This window comes from Rhodanobacteraceae bacterium (assembly GCA_016713135.1).
Taxonomy (GTDB): Bacteria; Pseudomonadota; Gammaproteobacteria; order Xanthomonadales; family SZUA-5; genus JADKFD01.
In genome coordinates this window covers 59,441-83,171 of record JADJPR010000015.1, presented here as the reverse complement: position 1 = coordinate 83,171, position 23,731 = coordinate 59,441, and the positions used below count along the sequence as shown (strand labels likewise).

The window sequence follows — 23,731 nt, the reverse complement described above, 5'->3', positions numbered from 1 at the left end:
CACGGCACCAACTCGCCGTTCTGCTTGATCTCGCACTTGCTTCCTTCGCGTCCTTTGCGTCCTTTGCGGACAAGAGTTGCTGTCCGGACGGATTTCGACATTTCGCGTCATGCGAACGCGTAGGGTGGGGAGATCCAACGGGATATGCTCGCGCCTCCGCAGTTGTAGCCGACTGGACACAGGTCCATGCGACGCACCCGAATTGCTGCTCTCCTGCTCGGCCTGGCAGTCGCCCTGGGGCTGACCCTGCGCACGCCGCAGCAGGCAGCCAGCGACTTGCCCGCGCCGCTCGATCGCGAACCCGGGGAACAGGGCGAGGGTTTCGGCGAATGGCGCCAGCGTTGGATGGACAGCATGCTGGTCGCCGCGCCGGGGGTGGATCCACGTGCGCTGGATGCGGTCTACCGCGGCGAACGCATGCGCCGGCACCAGATGGAACGCAGCCAGAAGCTGGGCGCCGGCGCAGATCCGCAGTCGCTCAAGCGCTTCGAATCGCCAGCAATCAGCGGCGTCTGGCGCGAGCGCGGCAGCAGCAACCAGTCGGGGCGCACCGTCGGCTATATCCGCGATGTCGCCGGCCAGCGCGGGGTGGTGATGGCGCATGGCGGCAATGTCTGGCTGGGCGGCGCGCAGGGCTTCGTTTCACCCAATGACAGCGCCACCTTCCCGCAGGCGCGCCAGATCGACCGGGTGGTCCGCAACGGCAGCGACCGCCTGCTGGTCCCGTCGGCCGGCGATGTGCTCGGCTTTTTCACCAGCGACAACTGGGGCAGCAGCTACGAGCAGGCCAGCGGCCTGTCGGCCACCAATGTCTGGTACATCCGCGACCTGGAAACCCGCGAGCCGACGAGTGCAGACGTCTACCTGCTGCGCGTCGAGTACGACTTCACCGCGCGCAACTGGCGTGCGCGGCTGTGGTACTCCACCGATGCCGGCGGCTTCTTCCGCGACCTGGGTCATGTCGGCGCGCGCAACCACAGCGAGTTGTTCTCTCCGCGCCACGATTCGAGCGAGGTCTACCTGCTCACGGGCAACCAGTTGCAGCGCATCGTCGCGGGCTCGCACGCGCTGCAGCCGGTCTCCACGCTGCCCCTGGCAACGGTGGCCGAGGCCGACGTGCTGACCATGACCGGCGGCGTGACGGCCGGCGGCCAGACCTTCCTCTACGTGCTGCACAGCCGCAACGCCGAGAACGACACCCAGGTGTGGCGCTCGCTCGACGGTGGCGCCAGCTTCGAGTTCCGCGGCAGCGCGGCGACCAGGCTGTTCGCGACCGACTCCGCCGAGTCCTCGACGCGCGACCCGAACCTGCTGCTGGTCGGTGGCGTCAACCTGTTCCGCTCGGCCGATGGTGGCCTGAGCTTCCAGCAGGTCAGCAACTGGCCGGACTACTACCCGCGCCCGGCCGACCGACTGCACGCCGACATCATGGACATCGACATCATCCGCGATGCGGCGGGAATGGAAACCACCTGGATCTCGACCGACGGCGGCACCTACCGCTCGGACGACTACGCCCTGAGCGTGGTCAACCAGAGCCTGACGTCCGGGCTCAACGTCGGCCAGTACTACGCCAGCTACACCCGTCGCAGTGCGCCGCACACGCTGATGGCCGGGGCTCAGGACCAGGGCTACCAGCGCGCCTTCGACCCGCCCACCAGTGGCGTGTTGCCGATGGAGCAGACCATCAGCGGCGATTACGGCTCGCTGACTTCGACCGATGGCGGCAACACCGTGTGGATGGTCTATCCCGGCTTTGCGATGGTCGACACCGCCACCACCACGCCGGGCCGCGGCGCACTGCCGCGCTGGGATTTCAGCGACAACGGCCTCGCAGGCTTCGAGTTCATTCCTGCGCTGGCGGCGATGCCGGGACAGCCAAACCGCGCGCTGCTCGCCGGCGGCCGCTTCGGCGAGGGCAGCCATCACCAGGTGGTCGAACTGACCCTGGCCAACGGCAGCATCACCCACGTCGCCGACCCACAGTCCTTCCCGACCGCGATCGGCGCGGTCGCATACGGCGCCAATCCGGCGATCCGCCACGTGCTCGACACCGCCGGACGGTTCTGGACCTCCGAGGCAGGCGCGCCCTACTCCACAGTCACGCCCGTCGGCCCCAACGTCACCACCTTTCGCGGAACCGACATCCTGCTCGACCCCAGCCGCCCGGGCCGCATCTACGTGGCCGGCGCGGGCTACAGCAACCCCGCGGTATTCGTGTCGAACGATGGCGGCGTGACTTTCGCACCGATGGCGAACGGACTGCCGAGCACGCTCATCACGCGCCTCGCGATCTCGCAGGACGGCCGCCACCTGTTCGCCTCCGCGCGGCTGGGTGCCTTCTACTACGATGCGGCGGCGCAGCAGTGGGTGGACCTGGTCAGCGCCGGTGCGCCGAACCAGCACTACACCGATGTCGACTACATCGACGCGCTCGGCGTGGCACGCTTTGCCACCTATGGCCGCGGCATCTGGGACTTCGCGGTCGCCGGTGCAGTGGTGGTCACCGGCCCGACCGACGAGCCGCGCCTCGACCGCTACGCCTTGCCGACGCCGAATCCGCCGAATGCCAGTTGCCCGGCCGGATTCTTCTCCGCCGTGGTGGACGATGGCCCCGGCGCCGGGTTGAGGCCCGGTGCGTTCGGGGTGGAACTCGTGCTCGACGCGCCAGGCACCCGGGTACTCGCGGGTGGCTTGAACTTCGGCGGTCTCATCGATGCTGGCCAGGTGGGATTCGCCGGATTCACCATTGCCAACGCCGCCAACGAGAACCAACGTCTCAATCTGAATCTGGGCGGCAGTCCGGCGACCAGCAGCAGCGCCAGCCTCCCGGTGCGCGTGCGAATTTCGCGGCGACCAGATGCCACCACCATCGTCAGCATGCTCGACACGACTGCGACGATCTCGCTGCAGGCCGCCTACAGCACCAGCATCGACCTGCCGCCGGGTTTTTACGAGGTCACCGTCGCTCCAACCAGCGGCAGCGCTGGTGGCGACCCGGAGGGCCAGTTCTACTTTGCCTTGAGTACCAGCTTCGTCGACCGGCCTGGCGGTGGCTTCCAGGGCGGCGCCGTCGTCGGTGGCTATCACGCCCCGCATCCATTCGGGGGTGTGTCGGGTTTCGCCGCCTTTTGCCTCGCCACCCCGCACAGCACCAGCGTGCGGGTCCTGTCCCAGCCCACCTATGGCCCCACCGGCGCCAAGGACCTGCGCCTGCGCGTCCAGGATGCACAGCAGCGGGATTTGGTGGTGGTGCCGCCGGGGTAAGGCGCGAGGGCGCGAGGGCGCGAGGGCGCGAGGGCGCGAGGGCGCGAGGGCGCGAGGGCGCGAGGGCCGAAAAGGCTCGCGATCTCGGGAACCATTGCAAGTAACTGATTGTGCTGACTTTCCAACCACTCCCGCAGTGTGCGAGGCTGGATCTGGGATAAGGTCTTGGCGTGCCCTCGTGCCCTCCTGACGCCCTACCCCTTCTTCACATGCCGCATCAGCCGCTTGCGCTTCTCGACCTGGCGTGGGGTGAGGACGTTCTTCTTGTCGGCGTAGGGGTTGGCGCCTTCACGGAATTCCAGTGCGAGCGGGGTGCCGGTGAGGCGGAACTTGTCGCGCAGGGAGTTTTCCAGGTAGCGCTTGTAGGCGTCCGGCAAATCCTTCAGGCGTGAGCCGTGGATGATCACGCGCGGCGGATTGCGGCCGCCCTGGTGGGCGTAGCGCATCTTCGCCACGCGGCCGCGCACCATCGGCGGCTGGTGCTTCTCGAAGGCCTCGTTGATCGCCTTGGTCAGTTCGTTTGCGGAGAACTCGCGGGTCGCCGCCTTGTGCGCCTGGTTGACTGCCTTCATCAGTTCGCCGAGGCCGGAGCCGTGCAGCGCGGAGATCGGCAGACGCTTGGCGAAATTGACGAAGGACAAGCCCCAGTCCAGGCGCGAATTCACCTGGGTGCGCTCGCGCACGGAGAGGCCATCCCACTTGTTCATCGCCAGCACCAGGCCGCGGCCAGCCTCGACGATCTCGCCGAGCAGGTGTGCGTCCTGATCGGCGAAGCCCTGCTGCGCATCCAGCATCAGAATCACCACATGCGCCTCGACCGCCGCCTGCAGCGCCTTGATCACGCTGAACTTCTCGACGCCCTCGCCCACCCGCGCCTTGCGCCGGATGCCGGCGGTGTCGATCAGCCGGTACTTGCGCCCATCGCGCTCCAGCGGCACACGCACCGCATCGCGGGTGGTGCCGGGCAGGTCCATCGCCAGCACCCGTTCTTCGCCGAGCAGGCGGTTGACCAGGGTCGACTTGCCCACATTCGGGCGGCCGATGATCGCGATGCGGATGACACCATCGTCGGCCTCTGGCTCGACCGAATCCGCCGGCAGGCGCGTCAACACTTCCTCGACGAAATCGGCGATGCCCTGGTTGTGGGCCGCCGAGATCAGCAGCGTGCCGGCAATCCCCAGGCGCGAGAATTCCGCGCGCACATTGTCTTCGTTGACGCCGTCGATCTTGTTCACCACCAGCAGCATCGGCCGGCCAGTGGTACGGATGCGCTGGGCAATCTCCAGGTCATCCGGGTTGATGCCATCGCGCGCGTCGACCACCAGGCAGACCAGGTCGGACTCTTCGATGGCCTGCCAGGACTGCGCCGCCATGCCCTTCGCGAGGACGTCCTCGTTCTCGGTCAGGCCGGCGGTATCGACCACCATGAATGGCCGCTCGCCGCGGCGGCAGATGCCGAACAGGCGGTCGCGCGTGACGCCCGGCATGTCCGAGACGATAGCGTCGCGGCTCTTGGTCAGCGAGTTGTAGAGGGTGGACTTGCCGACATTCGGGCGGCCGACCAGTGCAACGACGGGCAACATGGATCACCTAAAGGGTAAGCGGGACGGCCTGAGAAAGCGGGGAAGGGGTCAGGGGGCAAGGGACGAAACTCGCAGCACGGTTCAACCATGCGGCGAAGCCCGGTCTCCTGCCCCCTGCCCCCTGCCCCGCATTTGACTGATCGAATCAGCCTTGCGTCAACTCACCCAGCGGTTCTTATTGGCCCAGCCGGAACGCGCCCACCGACCCATCGCGGTTCTGCGCGTAGAGCACGCCGTCGACCACCACCAGGCCATCACCAAAGCCGGAGTCGCCCAACTGGGTGCGCGCGGCGAACTCGCCGTCGCTGCGGTTCAGCCAGTGCAGATAGCCTTCGAGATCGCCGATGACGACATAGTCGCCCATCAGAACCGGCGCCGAGAGCATGCGGTGCAGCAGCTTCTCGGTCTTCCACAGTGCGCCGCCGCTGCGGCGGTCGAGCGACCACACCGCGCCATCGGTCGCGGCGACGAAAACGGCATCGTTGCCGACGGCAAGGCCGGCCACCGAGGACATCTCGCGCTGCCACAGTGTGCGGCCGCCATCGAGGGTCAGCGCCTGCGCGCCAGACTCGTAACCGGCGACGAACAGATCGCCGTTGAGCACCGCCATCCGGCCATCGACGTCGATCATGCGTTCCAGGTCGGTGCGGCCCTCGCCGACGCCGATGCGCTGCTCCCACAGCGGGCGACCTTCGCTGGCCGACACCGCGCTGACCGTGCCGTTGGCGCCGCCGACGACCACGAAACCGCCGGCCACGATCGGCGCCGCGTTGCCGCGCAGGCTGAGCATCGGCACACCGCGGTCCACCGCCCACATCTGGCTGCCGTCGCTGGCCTTCATGGCACGTGTGCGGCCGTCGTTGGTGGTCACCACGACCATGTCGCCATCCACCACCGGCGGCGTGATCACTTCGGACGACACGCGCTGGCGCCAAACCTCGGAACCGGCTTCCGCATCGAGCGCAATGACTTCGCCATCGATGGTGCCGACCACGACCAGCCGGTCGCTGGCGCCGGGGCCGCCGCTGAACGGCGCGCCGTCGATGCCCCACAAGCGCTTGCCACTGCCTGCATCCAGTGCTGCCAGTTCGCCCTCGATCCCGGCGACGTAGACGCGGCCGCCTGCCACTGCAGGGGCCAGGCTGGCGCCGCTGACGCCTGCGCCGCCGTCGACGGAGGTCGACCACAACCGCTGGACCGACACCGTGGGAGCGAAATCGACCAGTTCGGTCGGCGGCTCGATGTTTTCCTTTTTCGCGCTGTCGCCGGCGCAGCCAGCGAGCAGTCCCGCGGCCAGCAAGGCCGCCCAGAATCCGGTGCGCATCCGCATCAGCCTTGCTCCGGCGCTTCGGCCGCAGCTGCAGGCGCGGCGGCAGGTTCGATCGCAGCCGGGGCTGCGGGGGCGACAGCTGCCGCGGGGGCTGCGGCGGTCGCCGGCGCACCACCTGCGGCCAGGTCGTCGCGCTTGGCTTCCAGCGTGCGGCGCGCCTGGGCCGCCACGTCCATCGCCGCGAGCGCGTCGTTGTAAGCCTTCAGCGCGTCATTGTTCTTTCCCAATGCCAGCAATGCGTCGCCGCGGACCTCATTGCGCTCAGCAACATAATGTTCCACCGCGATCGGCTTGAGCGCATCCAGTGCCGACTGGGCTTCACCGCGCGCCAGAAGCACGCGCGCCAGGCGCAGGGAGGCGATCGCACGCAGCGAGTCGGTCTGCGCATTGTCGACGACGAAACGCAGCGAGGACTCGGCCTCGGGCACCTGTCCGCCCTTGAGCTGCATCTCCGCCAGTTCGAGCGCGCCGAGCGCGGCGTGAGTGGTATCCGCGTAGTTCTTGCGCAGGTCCTCTACCAGCTTGCTGGCGAGCTCCTTGTCGTCCTTGTCCACCGCGGCCTGCAGGTCGTCGAACTTCACCAGCGCCTCGGCGCGGTGGTTCACGCCGGACTGCTGCCAGCGCTGCCAACCGAGCAGTACCGCAAGACCCAGCAGAATGCCGATGACGATGGAGCTGCCGTTCTTTTGCAGCCACTGGCGCGCACGTTCGCTTTGCTCATGCGCATCGATGATGTCGTCAGCCATTGCTCAGATCCTGCCCATCCGGGTTGTTGGGTTGCTTGATTGCATTCGATTTCGTGAAACCCGCTCCGGCGTCGAAGACGGGCGGAGCCGGGCACCGCGCAGAACTTTCGCGCTCAGCCGTCGTCGCGGCCAGCGCTGGCCCGTTCTGCCCCGACCGGTGCCGAGAGCCTGCCATCCGCGCCCACCGCAAACTTGGCGACATTGCCACGGACATAGGGTTCCAGGTCCAACGCGCTGCCCTGCACTTCAGCGCGCACGCCACGCGCGTTGCCGATCAGCACCGAGAATGGCGCGCCGACGCTGAATGTACGCTTCTCGCCCGCGGCGACGGTCTGGAAGGCCAGCTTCTCGCCATTCTGGTCGCGCACGTCCACCCAGCTCTTTTGCTCGAAGCTCAGCGTCAGCAGTGAGTGGGGCTCGGCTGCTGGCGCATCGGCGCCCGGCACGCGAAAGGGATTCAGCGAGGCCATCACCGGCACCTCATCGGCCGGCGGCGCGGCAACCGGCTCCGTGAGGGCCGCCGAGGGCGGCGGCAGCGGCTCGGCGACCGTCAGTTCGGACGCCGGCGGGGGCACCTGCACCGCCACGCTGGCCGGGCGCGGCGAATCCGGGAATCCGAGTTGTGGTGTGTTGCTGACCAGCCAGTGCACCGCGGTCAGCGCCAGCGCAGTCCCGACCACATAACTGGCTGCCCACTTGTAGCGCTCGATCCAGGGCACCCGGCGCGCGACCGCTCCGGCGGCCGGCATGATCGGTGGCGCGTGCTCCGCGCGCGCCGCCCGCAATGCAAGGTCGGCCCACTCGTCGGGGAGCGCAAGCAACTTCAGGTAGCTGCGCAGAAAACCCTTCAGGTACACCGGCGTGCCGATACGCTCACTGCGACCGGCCTCCAGGTCACTCACCGTGGCGAGCGGCAGATGCAGCTTCATCGCAACATCGTCCAGCGACCAGCCGGCGGCAATCCGCCCCTGCTGCAGGCGTTGCCCCAGTTCCGCCAGATCCAGCGCGGTCTCGGAATGCGCCGTCGGTGCATTCATTTCCTGCTCCTGCCTCACGGCTGCTGCTCCAGCGAAAGGGCCTCGCGTGAACGCGGATACCCTTCGATCAGTCGTCGTCGATAGTCATCGGCGCTGCGCTTGTCGCCCAGCGCCTGTTCGATCTGCCAGCCGAGGAAGAGCACCTCTGGACTGGTCTGATGGCCTGCTTCATAGCGTTGGATGAAGGCACGCGCCTTCAGGAAATCCTGGCGCGCGTACAGCACCGATGCCATCGGCAGCAGTGCTCCGGCATAGTCCGGCTTGCGCGCCAGCGCATCGCGCAGGTACGCCTCAGCCTGTTCCAGGCGCCCTCCGTCTTTGGCGCAGATGCCGGCATTGGACAGCGCCACCTCGGGTGTCTTGTAGAACGGGTCGGCAATGGCACGCAGGAACATCGCGTCGGACTCATCGTAGCGCCCCTGGCGGCAGAGGAAACCGGCGTAGTTGTTCGCCATGTCGCCGTCCTTGGGTTTGATTTCGACGGCACGCTTGTAATGCAGTTCGGCCTGCACTCGCTCACCAATGGTCTCGTTGAGATAGCCCGAGACGGTGTGCGCCTGCGCTGAATAAGGGTCCAGTTCCAGCGCCCGCTTGAGTTTGTCGCGCGCCACTTCCAGCTTGCCGCGCTTGAGGTACTCCTGCGCCAACTGAACCTGCAGCTCTGCGCTCTGGCGCGCCTTCTCCGAGCTGGCGCCCCCGATGAACGGCCCACCCCCACCAGTGGCGCAGCCAGCAAGCAAGGCGATTGCAATTGCGGCGGAAGCCAGTCCGAAGCGGAAGTTCCTCATGCGCGCACCTCGGCGGCCACCGCGGTCTTGTGCAGGCTGCTTCGGCGCGTGCGGTCAAGCACATTGCCGACCAGCTGCCCGCAGGCTGCATCGATGTCGTCGCCGCGGGTGCGGCGCACGGTGGCGATCAGGCCGGCGTCCATGACGATGGTCTGGAAGCGGCGGATCGCGTCGTCGTCCGAGCGCTCGTAGCGCGTGCCCGGGAAGGGGTTGAAGGGAATCAGGTTGAGCTTGCTCGGCATCCGGCGCAGCAGCTTGACCAGCGCGCGCGCATGCTCGGGGGCGTCGTTGATGCCCTTCATCAGGGTGTATTCGAAGGTCACCGAGGCGCGCGGGCGGGTCTTGAGGTAGCGCTGGCAGGCGGCCATCAGCTCGGCGATCGGGTACTTCTTGTTGAGCGGCACGAGTTGCTCGCGCAGGGCATCGGTGGGCGCGTGCAGGCTGACCGCGAGGCTGACGTCGCAGACCTCGGAGAGCTTGTCGATTCCCGGCACCAGGCCGGCGGTGCTCAGCGTGACCCGCTTGTTGGCGAGGCCGAAGCCGAGGTCGTCGCGCATCAGGTTCATCGCCGGCACGACGTTGTCGAAATTCAGCAGCGGCTCGCCCATGCCCATCATCACGACATTGGTCAGGCGCCGGTTGTCCTTGGCGTCGTGACCCAGCGCACGCGCCGCGATCCACACCTGGCCGATGATCTCGGCGGTGGAGAGGTTGCGGTTGAAGCCCTGGGTGGCGGTGCTGCAGAAGGTGCAGTTCAGCGAGCAGCCCACCTGCGAGGACACGCACAGGGTGCCGCGGGTGGGCTCCGGGATGTAGACCGTCTCGACCGCGTTGCCGCCGTCGAGTTCGATCAGCCACTTGGTGGTGCCGTCGCTGCTGACCTTCTGGAACAGCACCTTCGGCGGCCGGATCTCGGCGGCCGCCTCCAGCTTGTCGCGCAGCTTCTTGCCGACATCGGTCATGTCGGCGAACGCAGTCACCCCGTGGTGATAGATCCACTTCAGCAACTGATGCGCGCGGTAGCGCTTCTCGCCGATGGACTCGAAGAAATGCTCGAGCCCCTCGCGATCGAGGTTCATCAGGTTGACGCGTGGCGTCTGGTTCTCCACGGGGCTGGCGTGTCCTGTGCTCAGCGCGGGCAGAGCTCGCTGCTGCGGAAGAAGTAGGCGATCTCGACCGCGGCGGTTTCCGGCGCGTCCGAACCGTGCACGGCGTTGGCGTCGATCGACTCGGCGAAGTCGGCACGGATGGTGCCCGGCGCAGCCTTCTTCGGATCGGTGGCGCCCATCAGCTCACGGTGCTTGAGGATCGCGCCCTCGCCTTCGAGCACGCTGATCATCACCGGACCGGAGACCATGAACTTGACCAGGTCATTGAAGAAGCCGCGCTCGCGGTGCACCGCGTAGAAACCTTCGGCATCGCGCTGCGACAGCTGCTGCATGCGCGCGGCGACGATCTTGAGACCGGCCTTTTCGAAGCGGGAATAGATCTCGCCGATCACGTTCTTGGCGACCGCATCGGGCTTGATGATGGAAAGAGTGCGCTCGAGCGCCATGTTGACGACTCCATGTCAAAGGAATGGTTGGGAGGGCACGCCGCCCGTCCCGGCCTGAAAACGGCGGGAGACTAGCACGGAAGGCCCGCAGAATCGCGGACTTGAGCGGCGATTGTGTGGCAAAGTCTAACGAATCGACGGTTTCTGCGGCAATGCAGCAAGTTCGAGCATTGGCTCCAATGTCAGCAGCGATTCACCCGCCTCCTGCATTGTTGCCCTCCATACGCGGGCGTATAGTCGCCGGCGACGTCGATGCCGATGGCGCCCTCGCCCTGCCGACCGGGCGGCAACGGCGTATCGTCGGATTCCCTCCCCGCTGTCTCCAAGCTTTCGAGGTGCACATGCCTGAGAACAAGCTTCTCGTCCGCAAGGCCGCCGTCCTCGGCGCCGGCGTGATGGGCGCGCAGATCGCCGCTCACCTGGTCAATTCCGGCGTCCCCGCCGTCCTGTTCGAGCTTCCCGCCAAGGAAGGTCCGCGCAACGGCCTGGTCGACAAGGCGATCGCCAACCTGGGCAAGCTCAGCCCGTCGCCGGTGGCGACCAAGGGTGTGCCCGCCGAGATCGTCGGTGCCAACTACGACGACCACCTCGAACTGCTTCGCGGCTGCGATCTGATCATCGAGGCAGTCGCCGAGCGCATGGACATCAAGCGCTCGCTGTACGAGAAGATCGCGCCCTACATCAGCGAGCGCGCGATCCTCGCCAGCAACACCTCCGGCCTGTCGATCACCGCGCTCTCCGAAGCGCTGCCCGAGGCACTGCGTCCGCGCTTCTGCGGCATTCATTTCTTCAACCCGCCGCGCTACATGTTCCTGGTCGAGCTGATCCCGACCGCGAGCACCGACCCGGCCACGATGGACAAGCTCGAGTCCTACGTCACCACCACGCTGGGCAAGCGCGTGGTGCGCGCCAAGGACACGCCGAACTTCATCGGCAACCGCATCGGCGTGTTCTCGATCGCCGCGACGATGCACCACACGCAGGCTTTCGGCCTCGGTTTCGACGAGGTCGATGCGCTGACGGGGCCGCTGATCGGCCGTCCGAAGAGCGCCACCTACCGCACCAGCGACGTGGTCGGCCTGGACACCATGGCGCACGTCATCAAGACCATGGACGACACCCTGCCGAACGATCCCTGGCACAAGTACTTCAAGGCGCCGGAGTGGCTCAAGGGCCTGATCTCCCAGGGCGCGCTTGGGCAGAAGACCGGGGCCGGCTTCTTCCGCAAGAACGGCAAGGTCATCGAGGTCCTCGACGTCGCCAGCTGCAGCTACAAGCCGTCGAATGCCGAGGCCAGCGCCGATGCCGAAGGCGCGCTGCGCCAGAAGGGCTGGGGCGCGCGCCTCGCCGCGCTGCGCGGGTCCAGCGATCCGCAGGCGCAGTTCATGTGGTCCTGCTTCCGCGACCTGTTTCACTACTGCGCCTATCAGCTGGAACACATCGCCGACAATGCGCGCGACGTGGACTTCGCCATCCGCTGGGGCTACGGCTGGGACCAGGGCCCGTTCGAGATCTGGCAGCAGGCGGGCTGGACGCAGGTGGCGCAGTGGATCGCCGAGGAAATCGCCGACGGCAAGACCATGTCGGACGCGCCGCTTCCGGCCTGGGTGCTGGCACGCGGCGATGCCGGCGTGCACGCCGCGGAAGGTTCGTTTGCGCCGTCGATCAACGGACTGCGCCCGCGCTCCTCGCTGCCGGTGTACCAGCGCCAGTACTTCCCGGACGCGATCTACACCGAAGCTTTCGACCAGGGCACCACGATCTTCGAGACCGACGGCGTGCGCCTGTGGCACCAGGGCGACGACATCGCGATCCTGTCGTTCAAGAGCAAGATGAACACCATCGGCGCCAGCGTCCTCGAGGGCGTCAACCGCGCCGTCGACGAAGCCGAGCGCAACTGGAAGGCGCTGGTGATCTGGCAGACCCGAGAGCCCTTCTCGGCCGGCGCCGACTTGAAGGACGCGCTGCCGGTGGTGGCTGCCGGCAAGTGGGATGAGTTCGAGCAGATCGTCGCCAGCTTCCAGGCCGCCAGCCAGCGCATCAAGTACTCGCTGGTGCCGGTGGTCTCGGCGGTGCGCGGCATGGCCTTCGGCGGCGGCTGCGAGTTCCAGATGCATTCGGCCAAGACCGTGTTCGCGCTGGAGAGCTACGTTGGCCTGGTCGAGGCCGGTGTCGGCCTGCTCCCCGCCGGCGGCGGCCTCAAGGAATTCGCACTGCGCTGTGCCAATGCGGCGATCGGCGGCGACGTCTTCGGCCAGATCCAGACCGTGTTCGAGACCATCGCGATGGCCAAGGTCGCGACCAGCGCGCACGAAGCCAAGGGAACTCAAGCTGGCGCGTGCGGGCGATCTGATCATCGCCAACAAGGACGAGCTGCTGTACGTGGCGAAGAACGAGGCGCGCGCGATGGCCGAATCCGGCTACCGCCCGCCATTGCCGCCGCGCGCCATTCGGGTCGCCGGCGACGTCGGCATCGCAACCATCCGCGCTCTGCTGACCAACATGCAGGCCGGTGGATTCGTCTCCGAGCACGACGTCGAAGTCGCCACCCGCATCGCCAACGTGCTGTGCGGCGGCGAGGTCGAGCGAGGTTCGGAAGTCGACGAGGAATGGCTGCTCACCCTCGAGCGCAAGCATTTCGTCGCCCTGGCGCAGATGCCCAAGACCCAGGCCCGCATCGCGTACACGATGCAGAACGGGAAGCCGCTGAGGAACTAGGAAAGGCAGGAAAAGGGGAAAGGGAAAATGGAAAAAGGGAAAGCTGCCCGGCGCGAGTTTTCTGCTTTTCGCTTCTGCTTCTACCCTTTTCCATTTTCCGTTTGAGCGAGCGCAGCGAGCGGCCGTTTTCCAGCCGCTCCGCGACAAACCAACCAACAAGGCGAGGTGCGCCGACGCACCTCGCCCTCCAAACGGAGACGCAAGAAATGCCCCGCCAGATCCAAGACGCCTACATCGTGTCCGCCGTGCGTTCGCCGGTGGGCAAGGCACCGAAGGGAATGTTCCGCAACACCCGCCCCGATGACCTGCTCGCGCACGTGCTGCGCGGCGCGGTCGCGGCGGCGCCCGGGGTGGACCCCAAGCGCATCGACGACGCCATCATCGGCTGCGCGATGCCGGAGGGCGAACAGGGCATGAACGTGGCGCGTATCGGCGTGCTGATGGCCGGATTGCCGAACAGCGTGTCGGCGATGACCATCAACCGCTTCTGCTCGTCCGGCTCGCAGGCGGTCGCGCTCGCGGCCGATCGCATCCGCCTCGGCGAGTCCGACCTGATGCTCGCCGGCGGCACCGAGAGCATGTCGATGGTGCCGATGATGGGCGTGCGCCCGGCCTTCAACCCGGCCTTCTTCAAGGACGAGAACATCGCCATCGCCTACGGCATGGGCATCACCGCCGAGAACGTCGCCGATGAGTGGAAGGTCTCGCGCGAGGACCAGGACCAGTTCGCCTACGCCTCGCACCAGAAGGCGATCGCGGCGATCGAGGCCGGCCACTTCAAGGCCGAGATCCTGCCCTTTCAGTTGGACGACCACTACCCGGACCTGGCCACACGCGGCCGCAAGGACGACACCCGCCTGGTCAGCAATGACGAAGGCCCGCGCAAGGACACCACCGCCGAAGCGCTCGGCAAGCTGCGCGCGGTGTTCAAGCAAGGCGGCAGCGTTACCGCCGGCAACTCCTCGCAGATGAGCGACGGCGCCGGCGCGGTGCTGCTCGCGAGCGAGCGCGCGATTAAGGAATTCGGCCTGACCCCGCTGGCCCGCTGGGTCGGCTACTCGGTCGCCGGCGTGCGCCCGGAAGTCATGGGCATCGGTCCCAAGGAAGCGATTCCGAAGGTCTGCCGCCAGACCGGAATTGCCATCGGCGACATCGACTGGATCGAGCTGAACGAGGCCTTCGCCGCGCAGGCGCTGGCGGTGATGCGCGACTCGGGCCTGGATCCGTCGAAGGTCAACCCGCTCGGCGGCGCCATCGCCCTCGGCCACCCGCTGGGCGCCACCGGCGCGATCCGCACCGCAACAGTCGTGCACGGCCTGCGCCGCACCGGGCAGAAGTACGGCATGGTGACCATGTGCATCGGCACCGGCATGGGCTTCGCCGGGATCATCGAGCGCGTCTGAACAAGGCACATCGCTGCAACCCGAAAAGGGCGGCGCATCGCGCCGCCCTTTTCGTTTCACTTTTCACTTTTCACTCTTCACTTTTCACCACTATCACACCACCCGCATCACCAGCGACCACGCCGCAAGCCCGAGGCAGACGAAGCCGAGCACCATCTTGAACGGGCCGAGCTTGCCAGCGGTCTGCTCCAGTGCGACGGTGAAGCCATTGCTGCCGGCGAGGATCTTGACCGTCGGCATCGCCAGGATCAGCGACAGCGCGATGATCGCGAGCGCCGAGGCCAGCGCGACCAGCATCATCACCGGCGCCACGCTGATCGCGCCCATCGCGCCGATCCACTGGATCAGCCCGAACACGCCCCAGACCAGGCCCACCAGGCCCACCCAACCTGAAACACCCTCCAGCTGTGCCAGCGGCCCCGCAGCCTCGGGCTTCTTCGACTTCAACCACGACGCCACGCCGAGCACGCCCAGCGCCACCAGCATCAGCAATCCGACGATCCACATGGTCTTTCTCCGTTCGGGTTGGCCGCAGACAGCCGCAGGTGCGGCCGGTCTTTCAGGGAACGGGAAACGCTGTGGCGGGCGGACATGCACGGGGCGGGTTGTGGGTTTGTGGGCGGGTTGTGGGTTGTGGGTTGTGGGTTGTGGGCAGCAGAGCCTGCACACCGCCAGCCTGTGGGAGCCGACTCTGTCGGCGACCTTTCCAGCCGCCGCAGGGAAAAGATCGCGGCTGAAGCCGCTCCCACAGACAGCCCCCTGCACGAGAGGGCACCTAGTGTGGTGTTCCGTAATTTAGTTGAAGAAATTTCCGATGAATTTTGCGGCGAGGCAAGGCGAGAGGAGGGTGAAAGCCGGCGGCTTGCGCGGCATGCCGCGCGCCGGCTTGAACGCCCGCAACTGGTTGCGGGCCGGAACCGGAGGTCATAGCAGGGCTATGGCGACGACGAGCAACGCCGCATCGGCGCAAAAGGCGCGGAAATAATTCAAGGTAATTACGGAACACCACACTAGCGTTTCGGAATTTCCCTGGAGCCCACTCCCAGACGCTTTCCGCGGCCTTTTCTCCGCGCCCTCCGCGTCTCCGCGTTTAACCGGCCCCGGTCGGAGCGTTCAACGTCACCCGGACGTCCTTCCACAGCGCGCTGCCGACTTCGCGCAGGAACGGGCGGCCGGTCCCAGCGTAGTCATAAGCGCCGTCGTTGAGCACGCCATCGCGGTCGACGAACACCAGCGCCGTGAGGGCACAGGCGCGCCCAGCCTGTTCGTCGACGATGAAGGCGCTGTCGCCAATCCAGCCGTAGGACTGCGCGTTCTTGCTGTGGATGCGCAGATGCGCTGGAAAATGGCCGGCGGCATCCAGCGGCAGCAGCCACTTCGAATGATCGTCGGGCAGCGCACGCTGCTCCACGCCCAGACCGCCCGCTTGCCGCGGCACCAGCGAAAGTGTGTCGGCCAGCCAGCGACGCGTGGGTGCGGTGAGTTCGAACAACAGGCCGACCTGACCGCCGAACTCCAGCGTCATGTGGTGCACATCGGCCAGCGGGATGAAGTTCGAGTCGCTGAAATCGTGCGCGCCAGGAATCACGCGGCCGCCCTCAGCCCAGGCGCGCCCCGCGCGGGCCTTGCCATGCGGAAAGCGCTGGAAGGTTTCCTGCAGCTGCGCCGGCGATTCCCACACCACGGCGCCCCGTGCGTCACGCAGGCGCGCGGCGAGCTTGCCCGGACTGCGCGGCTGCGGGCAGCCCAGGCGCGTCGCCATCCGGATCCCGGGAAAACCAAGTTCGCGCAGTCGCGCGTGGATCGCGTCGCTGCCGAGCAGCTCGTACAGCGCGTTGTAGGCGAGGTTGTCGCTGACCACCAGCATGGATTGCATCAGCGCATCGAGGCGCCATCCGCCTGCCTGCGCTGCGGGCAGCGGCGCGCAGGCAGTCGCACCATCGACCTCCAGGCGCAGCGCGCCGGCCGCAATGTCCAGTCCGCGGCGATCCAGTTCCTCCAGCAGCACTCCGGCCAGCGGCAGCTTGACCCAACTGGCGGCCGCGAACCATTGCCGCGACCGCAGTCCGAAGGCCTCGCTCTCCTGCGCGCGCCAAGCGCTTCCGTCGCGCACGCAGTGCGTCAGCAGCACTTGTGGCTGGTATGCCGCGCGCGCCGCTAGCACCCGTCGCGCAACCGGGCCGGCGGCGCCGATCAACGCGCCCAGCGACTCCGTGGCGCGCAGGCCGAAGGGCCATCCGGCGCCGGCGAGCAGCGCCGCAAGGCACTCACGGCGACGCATGTTCCTCGGGCCGTTTGCGGTACAGCTGCAGGTTGCTGTCGTTGCGCCGGTGACGGTAGCCGATGCCGAAATCGAGCGGCTGCGGATCGCCCTCCGCGTACGCCTGGCGCAGCCCCGGCTGGGTCCAGTTGCTGAATAATGCGATCGGCGAGCCGTAGCGGCCGTACAGCGTGGCCTGCCACAGCGCCGGGCGGAACCAGGCGTGCGGGATGCCCGAGTCGTCCTGCAGCACGATCTCGCTGTGATCGAGGATCAGCTTGCGCACCTGCGAGAACCATGGCCGGTACATCAGGTAGGACGCGCTCTTGAGGTAGGTGGCGTCGGCATCGAAGGCGGTCACGAAATCGATGTACTGCGGCGTGCGCTTCAGGCCACCGTCGCCGAGGTCCGCGGCGAAGTACACCAGCTTGCGGAAATCGGCGTCGTCCGGGTGGAAATACTCGATCTCCACCCCGGGCAGATGGCCCGCCGGTGGCTTGCCGATCTGCGCCGCATCCGCCTGGCACAGCGCGCCGCCCGGCGGCAGCAGCACATAGCGCACGTCGAATACCGCGTAGCCCGCTTCCGCGAGAAACACGAACAGGATCGGCGTGACCCCCGAGAAGCGGCTCTTGCGCAGGTCGACAGTCAGATCGTTGGTGCGGAAGAAGCTGAAGGAGAGGATCGCGTACAGCGACTTGCGCACCTCCGCGAGCCCGGCCTCGATCTGCCGCGCATCCAGGCCCTTGAAATCGGGCACGCTGCCAACCGGTTCCAGGCCAGTCAGCACGGAGGCGCGCGCGTCCGGAAACATGGTCAGCAGGTACAGTGCATCCGGTCCGCTGAAGGGGTAGTAGACGCGTCGCGGCGCACTGCCGACGGGTCCCAGCGCCTCGCGCGCGAAGCGTGCAGCAGGTTCGAGCTGACGCTGGCGCAGTTGCGCCCAACTGGCGCCCAGGGTGTCGCGATGGCGCTCCAGCGCGCGCGGATCGACCACCTCCGCCAGATCGGACTCGAGTGGCGCACGCAGCCCGGCGAGGATGCGCGCGGTGTCGTTCAGCGTGCCCTGGTTCCAGCTGGCGCGCGGGTCGGCGCCGGGGCAGACATCCATGGCCAGGGTCGCGCCGGATGCCAGCGCGAGCAGGACTCCAAACAAACCGCGGACAGCCCTCATGCGGGCACCTTGGCCGCTTGCGTTGGCGCATGCCGGCGCAACGGCCAATAGGCCGCGAATGCGACCGCGATGGATGCCAGGGAAAGCAGCACAGCCTTGGGTTCGTTGAAGCACAGGAACACGATCATCCACCCGTTGATGGCAAGGAAAAGCAGGCCTGAGGTCCAGCCGAAGGGCGCGCGAAAGGGGCGCGGCAGGTCCGGTCGGCGCACGCGGTCGCGCAGGAAGCCGACGATCACTGCCATGTTGAACAGGGTCAGCGACACGCCGATGAAGTTGATCACGAATTCGAAGCTCGCGGTGGCCAGCAGGAGCACGATCAGCAGCCACTGGAAAGCGATCGCCGCGCGCGGCGAGCCGCCAGAGTGGCGCCGGCCGAACAGCGCGAATGGGCGCCAGTCCTCGGCCATCGCCGCGAGCACGCGCGGGCCGGCCAGCACCATCGCGCTGACCGTGGAGATCAGGGTGAACGCAATCGCGCCGCCGACGATCATCCCGCCCTGCTCGCCGAACAGTGCGCGCCCGGCGAGGAAACCCACCGCCAGTTCGTTGTCCACGGTCATCGCACCCGGATTGACCCGCACCAGCTCGTCGAAAGGCACCAGGCGGAGGAAGGCCCAGTTGACCGCGACATACAGCAGCGTCACCAGCGCGGTGCTGGCGATCAGCGCCAGCGGCAGGCTGCGCTGCGGATCGCGCACCTCGCCGGCCACGTACAGCGCAGCGTTCCAGCCGAGGTAGGCGTAGGTCACATAGACCAGCGAGACCGCAAACGCCGGGTTGGCGATCACCGAACCGAGATCGGCGGTGGCCGGCTCGCGTGCTGGCGCGAACAGCAGCGCGGCGGCGACGATCGCCAGCATCACCACGATCTTGAGCAGCGTGGTGATCACCTGGAAGCGCGCGCCAATCTCCACCCGCAGCAAGTGCAGCGCGCTGATCAAGGTCACCAGGCCAATCGCGATCCACATCGGCACCGCCGCCGCAGCCGGCCATAACTTGCCGAAATAGGCCGCAAAGGCGAGCGCGGCGGCGGCGATTGGCCCGGCAAATCCGGCGACCACCGAGATCCAGCCGGCGATGAAGCCCGCCGCCGGATGGAACAGCTGCGTCAGCAGCGCGTACTCGCCTCCAGAGCGTGGTCGCGCCGCACCCAGCTCCGCACAGCACAAGGCGCCTGCCAGCGCCGAAATCCCGCCGAGCACCCACAACAGCAGGATCGCGCGCTCATCCGGCAGCGCATGCACCTGGTAGCTCAGGGTCGAGAACACCCCCGTACCCACCATGTTCGCCACGACGATGGCACAGGCGCTCCACAGGCCAAGGCGGCGAGGTTGGTCGAGGGCTGCGGTCACGCGCGGGTTCCGGGAGGTTCAGTGGCCAAGTATGCCCGGCAGCCCGAGGTGGTGGATTGGATGGCGGGCAGGATCTAGCCGGGTTGTGGGTTGTGGGTTGTGGGTTGTGGGTTGTGGGTTGTGGGTTGTGGGTTGTGGGTTGTGGGTTCTGGGTTCTGGGCAGCAAGGCTCGAACACCGACACACCTGTGGGAGCCGACTCTGTCGGCGATCTTCTCCAGCAGCCGCCGGGAAAAGATCGCGGCTGAAGCCGCTCCCACGGGCTCAGGGCACATCGGCTGCTGCCGACACAACCGCCTACCGACAACCGGCTCAGGATTCCAGGCCCAGCGCCGCCCACAGCCTCGCCGGAACGTGGTGCTCTCCGGAAGGCCGCAGCAGTGGCGGCAGCTCGAGCCCGGAGGGATCGATCGCCGGCAGCACCTCGTCGACGAAGCGCCGCACCAGAGCGTCCTCGCGCCAGTCGGCGCGCTGGCTCAGCGCGAGCAGCGCGGCGCGGGATTCGCGGCCCTCGCCCACGCATTCGAAGGGTTTGACCGCGCCGAATTCGAGCAGCGCATCGAAACCCGCCACTTGCTCCGGCTCGTCCAGCAGGTTGCGGCCGAAGATCGTCAGCAGCGCGGGCTTGCTCATGAACGGCGCCAGCGCGAGGAACACGAAACGGCATTTCGGACACTCGCCGCACCAGCGCGAGGAGGGCTTGTCGCCGAGGATGCGGAAATTGCGGTTGCAGCTGGAAAACAGCCCGTGATAGCGGGTCAACCGGGCGAAACGCTCGGTCACCGCCAGTTCGGAGAACGGCCGCAGCAGCGAGTAGTAGCGCAGGTCGGCAGCTACCGCGTCGCGCAGGTAGCCGGCGAACAGGGTCTCGAAGCGCAGGCCCTTGCTCCACTGGTGGTTGATGTCGAGTTCGTTGCTGACGAGGTTGCCGACGCTCGCCGAAGCCTCGTTGGAAAACACGATCTCGTCGTAGCCGTAGAGCAGCGCCGCCAGGGTCAGGATCGCCGAGTTGATCGCGGTGACCGGGATGTGGCCGTTCCAGGCGCCACGGCGATTGAGTTCGAACAGTTCCGGCGCGATCTCGCGCTCGATGTTCAGCAGCGGCTGCCCGGTGGCCTGGGCGCAGGCGCGGATCAGTTCGCTGCGGCCGATCCACACCACCGCGACCGGATCGCCCGCGCGCTTGAGCGTCTCGATGCTGACCAGCGAATCCTTGCCGCCACCGATCGGCACCAGCGCGCGCCGCGGCAGGCCAAGCGCAGCTGCCGCGGGTGCTGGTTCCGCGCCATGCGGGAAGCGGATCCGCCCGCGCAAGTCCAGGCCGTTGTGATGCGCGAACTCGCCAAGGCCATGCAGCCAGACCTCGTCCAGCAGCGTCGCCAGCGCCGGATCGAAAGCCTCACCGGCCACTTCGATACGCTCCGGGACCAGTGCCTTGTAGTAGCTGACGCCCGCGATCCCGTGCAGCAGTGCCAGCGCCCGGGCGAACGCCGCCTCGCGCCCCGCCGGCACCGCCGCCGGCGCGCCAGGGAAGCGGATGCGCTCGAACATCGTGGCGCCATCGTCGAAGGCATAGCCGAGCAACACCTCTCCGTCGGCGTAACGGCAGTCGGTCAGGCGGAAGGTCGTGGCGGTGGGGCGGGGTTGGGTCATGTCGTGAGGCTCGGAAAGGCGGGGCAAGGGGCAAGGGGCAGGGGCCGCTGCCTCAAGGCTCGAACCCCACTGGGGCGAATGGAGGCGCTCGGCCATGAATCCGGGGCATGTCCGAAGCCTTGGCAATTCCCCTTGCCCCCTGCCCCCTGCCCCGCTCCTGGCTTCTCACAACTCATCCACCCACTCCTCGCGCACCGCCTCGCGCAGGTTATAGCGCGATGCCATCGACGCACCGTAGGCGCCGGCGTTGGCGATCAGCATCAAATCGCCCTCCTGCGGCTCCGGCAGAGCGCGGTCGCGGCCGAGGATGTCGCCGGATTCGCAGATCGGGCCGACGACCTGCCAGCGGCCACCAGTTGGCTGGCCGTGACGGCTCAGGTCGACGATCTCGTGCCAGGCGTCGTACAGCGCCGGGCGCAGCAGGGTGTGCATGCCGGCGTCGACACCGACGAACTGCACCCCACTCTTGCGCTTGGTCTGAGTCACGCGGGTCAGCACCACGCCGGCCTCGGCGACGAGGTAGCGGCCGGGCTCGATCCACAGTTCGAAGCGCGGGTAAAGCGACTTGACCCCAGCCAGCGCGGCATCCAGTTCCGCCAGCGCGAGCGGCTGTTCGCCCGGCTCGTGCGGCACGCCCAGGCCGCCACCGATGTCGAGCGCCTGCACTGCCGGGAAGCGATCCGCGAGTCCGGCGAGGTCGGCGTAGACCGTCTTCCAGTGCGCGATGTCGAAGATCCCGCTGCCGAGGTGCGCATGCAGCCCGATCACCTGCGCATCGCAGGCGGCCGCCAGGCGCGCGGCGGCGGCAACCTCGGCCACGGCAATGCCGAACTTGCTCTTCTCGCCGCCGGTCTTGACCTTGTCGTGGTGGCCGAGACCGCGGCCGAGGTCGAAGCGCAGCAGGATCTCGCGCCCCACAAACAGCTCCGGCCAGCGCTCCAGCAGCGACAGGTTGTCGACCGTCACGCGCACGCCGCGCGCCAGCGCTGCGGCGTATTCGGCGCGTGGCGCGAAATTCGGCGTGAACAGCACGCGCTCCGGCGGCAGGTCCGGCAGCGTGGCCTGCACATGGTCCAGTTCGCCGAGCGACACGCACTCCATGCCGAAGCCGAGTCCAGCGAGTGTGCGCAGGATCTCCCGATGTGGATTGGCCTTGAGCGCGTAGTAGCGGCGATCGACCGACTTGAGTCCGAGCAGGTCGGCTGCGCGGGCGCGCAGCATGCTGCCGGCGTAGACATAACACGGCGTCGGCAGCGCCTGCGCGCGCGCCAGAAGCGCCGCCCGCGCGCTTTCCCACCAGCGCACCGGCGGCGGCTCCGGCACGCGCTCCAGCGCACGCCAGGAGGGGCCGAACACCGGGTCACCGTCGGCGCCGGTCAGGCCCTCGCGCACCAGGTGCGCGTGCAGCGCGGGGACCACGCCGTCGGCGTCGGCGGCATCGATGACGAAGGTAAGATTCAGGTTGTTGGACGACTGCGACACCAGGTGCACCCGGCGCGCGCCGATCTCGGCGAGGATCTCCGACAGCCGGTGCATCATCCCGCGCATGCCGCGGCCAACCAGGGTCACCGCCGCGCAGGGCGCGATCACGCGCACGCGGCAGACGCGCGCCAGGTCGCGGCACAGCGCGTCCAGGGTGCCGGCGTCGAGCAGGTTGTCACTCGGGTCCAGCGACACCGTGACATTGGTTTCAGCCGAGCCGATCAGGTCCACCGACAGGCCGTGCTGTTTGAAGCAGGCGAACACATCGGCGAGGAAGCCCACCTGCTGCCACATGCCGATCGATTCCATCGACACCAGGGTGATGCCGTTGCGCAGCGAGATCGCCTTGATGCTGGGCGCGCCACCGGCGGCCTCGGCGACGATCTCGGTGCCCGGCAACTCGGGCCGTTCGGTGTCCTTGATCCACAGTGGCACCTTGACCTCGCGCACCGGGCCGATGGCGCGCGGATGCAGCACCTTGGCGCCGGTGGTGGCGATTTCCTGTGCCTCGTCGTAGTCCAGCCGGCGCAACAGGCGTGCATCCGGTACTTGCTTGGGGTTGGCGCTGAACATGCCCGGCACATCGGTCCAGATTTCCACCCGCTCGGCGCCGAGCAGCGCACCGAAGTAGCTGGCGGACGTGTCCGAGCCGCCGCGCCCGAGCAGCACGGTGTCGCCGCCCGGCTGGCGCGCGATGAAGCCCTGGGTGATGAACATCTGTCCGCGCGCGGCCAGGTCCTGCCGCACCGCCGGGCTCGGGCGCGGCTCGCAGATCGCGCTCTGGTAGCGCGACCACTCGGTGGCGAGCGCCTGCTCGCGGCTGGTGAGGTAATCGCGCGCATCCAGCCATTTGACCGCCATCCCAAGGCCCGCGAGGAAGTGCGCGCCCAAAGTGCTCGACCACAACTCGCCCTGCGCCTGCACTTCGGCCTGCCAGGCGTGTCCGCCAGCCGCGGCACGCACATCGCCGACCAGCCGGCGCAGCTCCGCGACGCGATGGTTGAGCACTTCGGGTGCGACGTCGAGATCCCGCGCGAAGGCCAGGTGGCGCTCGATCAGCGCCTCGCCCGCCGCGGCCATGGCGGCCGGATCGCCGTGCAGCGCGATCAGTGCCTTGAGCGCGTCGGTGACCCCCGACAGTGCCGAGACCACGGTGACCACGCCCACGCCAAGCTGCTGGCGCTCGCGCATCAGGCGGCCGATGTTCTCCCAGCGATGCCGCCGCGACACACTTGTGCCGCCGAACTTCAGGACTATCCAGCGCATGGTGACCGCCGCGACCTCGTTCATGCCCGTCAAGGGACGCCAACCTTAGCGCACTGCAGCAAGAGCTTGCGAGATCGGAAATGGCTTCTCAGTGGCGTTCGATATGAAACTTCGA

General features: G+C 67.6%; 15 protein-coding genes and 1 pseudogene. 3 read left to right on the top strand and 13 right to left on the bottom strand.

Features of this window, described 5'->3' with window-relative positions; genetic code table 11:
* Window positions 1-186: 186 nt before the first annotated feature.
* The gene (locus IPK27_12780) at window positions 187-3,267 is read left to right on the top strand and encodes a hypothetical protein (protein ID MBK8068458.1); all 3,081 of its coding nucleotides are present in this window, start codon (window positions 187-189) and stop codon (window positions 3,265-3,267) included.
* Window positions 3,268-3,461: 194 nt separating this feature from the next.
* Here IPK27_12780 and der read toward each other — a convergent pair whose 3' ends face one another.
* The 7 genes from der to ndk form a co-directional block, all read right to left on the bottom strand.
* Entirely contained in the window at window positions 3,462-4,850 is a 1,389-nt protein-coding gene (gene der / locus IPK27_12775) for a ribosome biogenesis GTPase Der (GenBank protein MBK8068457.1), read from the bottom strand.
* 175 nt (window positions 4,851-5,025) lie between these two features.
* Window positions 5,026-6,180, bottom strand: coding sequence for an outer membrane protein assembly factor BamB (gene bamB / locus IPK27_12770; GenBank protein MBK8068456.1), 1,155 nt, complete (start codon window positions 6,178-6,180; stop codon window positions 5,026-5,028).
* On the bottom strand, window positions 6,180-6,926 hold the full coding sequence (locus IPK27_12765) for a tetratricopeptide repeat protein (GenBank protein ID MBK8068455.1): 747 nt from the start codon (window positions 6,924-6,926) through the stop codon (window positions 6,180-6,182). The genes bamB and IPK27_12765 overlap by 1 nt, the downstream gene beginning before the upstream one ends.
* Before the next feature lie 113 nt (window positions 6,927-7,039).
* Window positions 7,040-7,963, bottom strand: a complete 924-nt coding sequence (locus tag IPK27_12760; GenBank protein MBK8068454.1) for a DUF4115 domain-containing protein — start codon at window positions 7,961-7,963, stop codon at window positions 7,040-7,042.
* A gap of 14 nt (window positions 7,964-7,977) precedes the next feature.
* On the bottom strand, window positions 7,978-8,751 hold the full coding sequence (gene pilW, locus IPK27_12755; GenBank protein ID MBK8068453.1) for a type IV pilus biogenesis/stability protein PilW: 774 nt from the start codon (window positions 8,749-8,751) through the stop codon (window positions 7,978-7,980).
* Window positions 8,748-9,830, bottom strand: coding sequence for a 23S rRNA (adenine(2503)-C(2))-methyltransferase RlmN (rlmN, locus tag IPK27_12750; GenBank protein ID MBK8068452.1), 1,083 nt, complete (start codon window positions 9,828-9,830; stop codon window positions 8,748-8,750). Before rlmN ends, pilW begins: the two co-directional genes overlap by 4 nt.
* A gap of 50 nt (window positions 9,831-9,880) precedes the next feature.
* Window positions 9,881-10,306, bottom strand: coding sequence for a nucleoside-diphosphate kinase (gene ndk / locus IPK27_12745; protein MBK8068451.1), 426 nt, complete (start codon window positions 10,304-10,306; stop codon window positions 9,881-9,883).
* Window positions 10,307-10,647: 341 nt separating this feature from the next.
* On the opposite strand from ndk, the pseudogene IPK27_12740 reads away from it, so the two are divergent.
* Together IPK27_12740 and IPK27_12735 are read left to right on the top strand one after the other, a co-directional pair.
* Window positions 10,648-13,024, top strand: a pseudogene (locus tag IPK27_12740) (3-hydroxyacyl-CoA dehydrogenase/enoyl-CoA hydratase family protein).
* Window positions 13,025-13,230: 206 nt separating this feature from the next.
* Window positions 13,231-14,427, top strand: a complete 1,197-nt coding sequence (locus IPK27_12735) for an acetyl-CoA C-acyltransferase (protein ID MBK8068450.1) — start codon at window positions 13,231-13,233, stop codon at window positions 14,425-14,427.
* A gap of 93 nt (window positions 14,428-14,520) precedes the next feature.
* Here the strand turns inward: IPK27_12735 and IPK27_12730 are convergent, their stop codons facing one another.
* The 6 genes from IPK27_12730 to IPK27_12705 form a co-directional block, all read right to left on the bottom strand.
* A complete protein-coding gene (locus IPK27_12730; GenBank protein ID MBK8068449.1) occupies window positions 14,521-14,934 on the bottom strand; it encodes a hypothetical protein in 414 nt (137 codons plus the stop codon).
* A 583-nt stretch (window positions 14,935-15,517) separates the two neighbouring features.
* On the bottom strand, window positions 15,518-16,708 hold the full coding sequence (locus tag IPK27_12725) for a serine hydrolase (GenBank protein ID MBK8068448.1): 1,191 nt from the start codon (window positions 16,706-16,708) through the stop codon (window positions 15,518-15,520).
* Window positions 16,695-17,861, bottom strand: coding sequence for a hypothetical protein (locus tag IPK27_12720; protein MBK8068447.1), 1,167 nt, complete (start codon window positions 17,859-17,861; stop codon window positions 16,695-16,697). Before IPK27_12720 ends, IPK27_12725 begins: the two co-directional genes overlap by 14 nt.
* Window positions 17,858-19,216 carry an amino acid permease gene (locus tag IPK27_12715; GenBank protein ID MBK8068446.1) on the bottom strand — a complete coding sequence of 453 codons (1,359 nt, stop codon included), beginning with the start codon at window positions 19,214-19,216 and terminating at the stop codon, window positions 17,858-17,860. The genes IPK27_12720 and IPK27_12715 overlap by 4 nt, the downstream gene beginning before the upstream one ends.
* Before the next feature lie 311 nt (window positions 19,217-19,527).
* Window positions 19,528-20,868 (bottom strand): endonuclease domain-containing protein, encoded by a 1,341-nt coding sequence (locus IPK27_12710; protein ID MBK8068445.1) that lies wholly within the window; start codon window positions 20,866-20,868, stop codon window positions 19,528-19,530.
* Between the two features lie 165 nt (window positions 20,869-21,033).
* Entirely contained in the window at window positions 21,034-23,616 is a 2,583-nt protein-coding gene (locus IPK27_12705) for a bifunctional aspartate kinase/diaminopimelate decarboxylase (protein MBK8068444.1), read from the bottom strand.
* Window positions 23,617-23,731 lie beyond the last annotated feature (115 nt).

Excerpts from the sequence above, each read along its gene's own strand:
- IPK27_12780 (MBK8068458.1), top strand. The coding sequence starts at position 187 with ATGCGACGCACCCGAATTGCTGCTCTCCTGCTCGGCCTGGCAGTCGCC.
- der (MBK8068457.1), bottom strand. The coding sequence starts at position 4,850 with ATGTTGCCCGTCGTTGCACTGGTCGGCCGCCCGAATGTCGGCAAGTCC.
- bamB (MBK8068456.1), bottom strand. The coding sequence starts at position 6,180 with ATGCGGATGCGCACCGGATTCTGGGCGGCCTTGCTGGCCGCGGGACTG.
- IPK27_12765 (MBK8068455.1), bottom strand. The coding sequence starts at position 6,926 with ATGGCTGACGACATCATCGATGCGCATGAGCAAAGCGAACGTGCGCGC.
- IPK27_12760 (MBK8068454.1), bottom strand. The coding sequence starts at position 7,963 with ATGAATGCACCGACGGCGCATTCCGAGACCGCGCTGGATCTGGCGGAA.
- pilW (MBK8068453.1), bottom strand. The coding sequence starts at position 8,751 with ATGAGGAACTTCCGCTTCGGACTGGCTTCCGCCGCAATTGCAATCGCC.
- rlmN (MBK8068452.1), bottom strand. The coding sequence starts at position 9,830 with ATGAACCTCGATCGCGAGGGGCTCGAGCATTTCTTCGAGTCCATCGGC.
- ndk (MBK8068451.1), bottom strand. The coding sequence starts at position 10,306 with ATGGCGCTCGAGCGCACTCTTTCCATCATCAAGCCCGATGCGGTCGCC.
- IPK27_12735 (MBK8068450.1), top strand. The coding sequence starts at position 13,231 with ATGCCCCGCCAGATCCAAGACGCCTACATCGTGTCCGCCGTGCGTTCG.
- IPK27_12730 (MBK8068449.1), bottom strand. The coding sequence starts at position 14,934 with ATGTGGATCGTCGGATTGCTGATGCTGGTGGCGCTGGGCGTGCTCGGC.
- IPK27_12725 (MBK8068448.1), bottom strand. The coding sequence starts at position 16,708 with ATGCGTCGCCGTGAGTGCCTTGCGGCGCTGCTCGCCGGCGCCGGATGG.
- IPK27_12720 (MBK8068447.1), bottom strand. The coding sequence starts at position 17,861 with ATGAGGGCTGTCCGCGGTTTGTTTGGAGTCCTGCTCGCGCTGGCATCC.
- IPK27_12710 (MBK8068445.1), bottom strand. The coding sequence starts at position 20,868 with ATGACCCAACCCCGCCCCACCGCCACGACCTTCCGCCTGACCGACTGC.
- IPK27_12705 (MBK8068444.1), bottom strand. The coding sequence starts at position 23,616 with ATGCGCTGGATAGTCCTGAAGTTCGGCGGCACAAGTGTGTCGCGGCGG.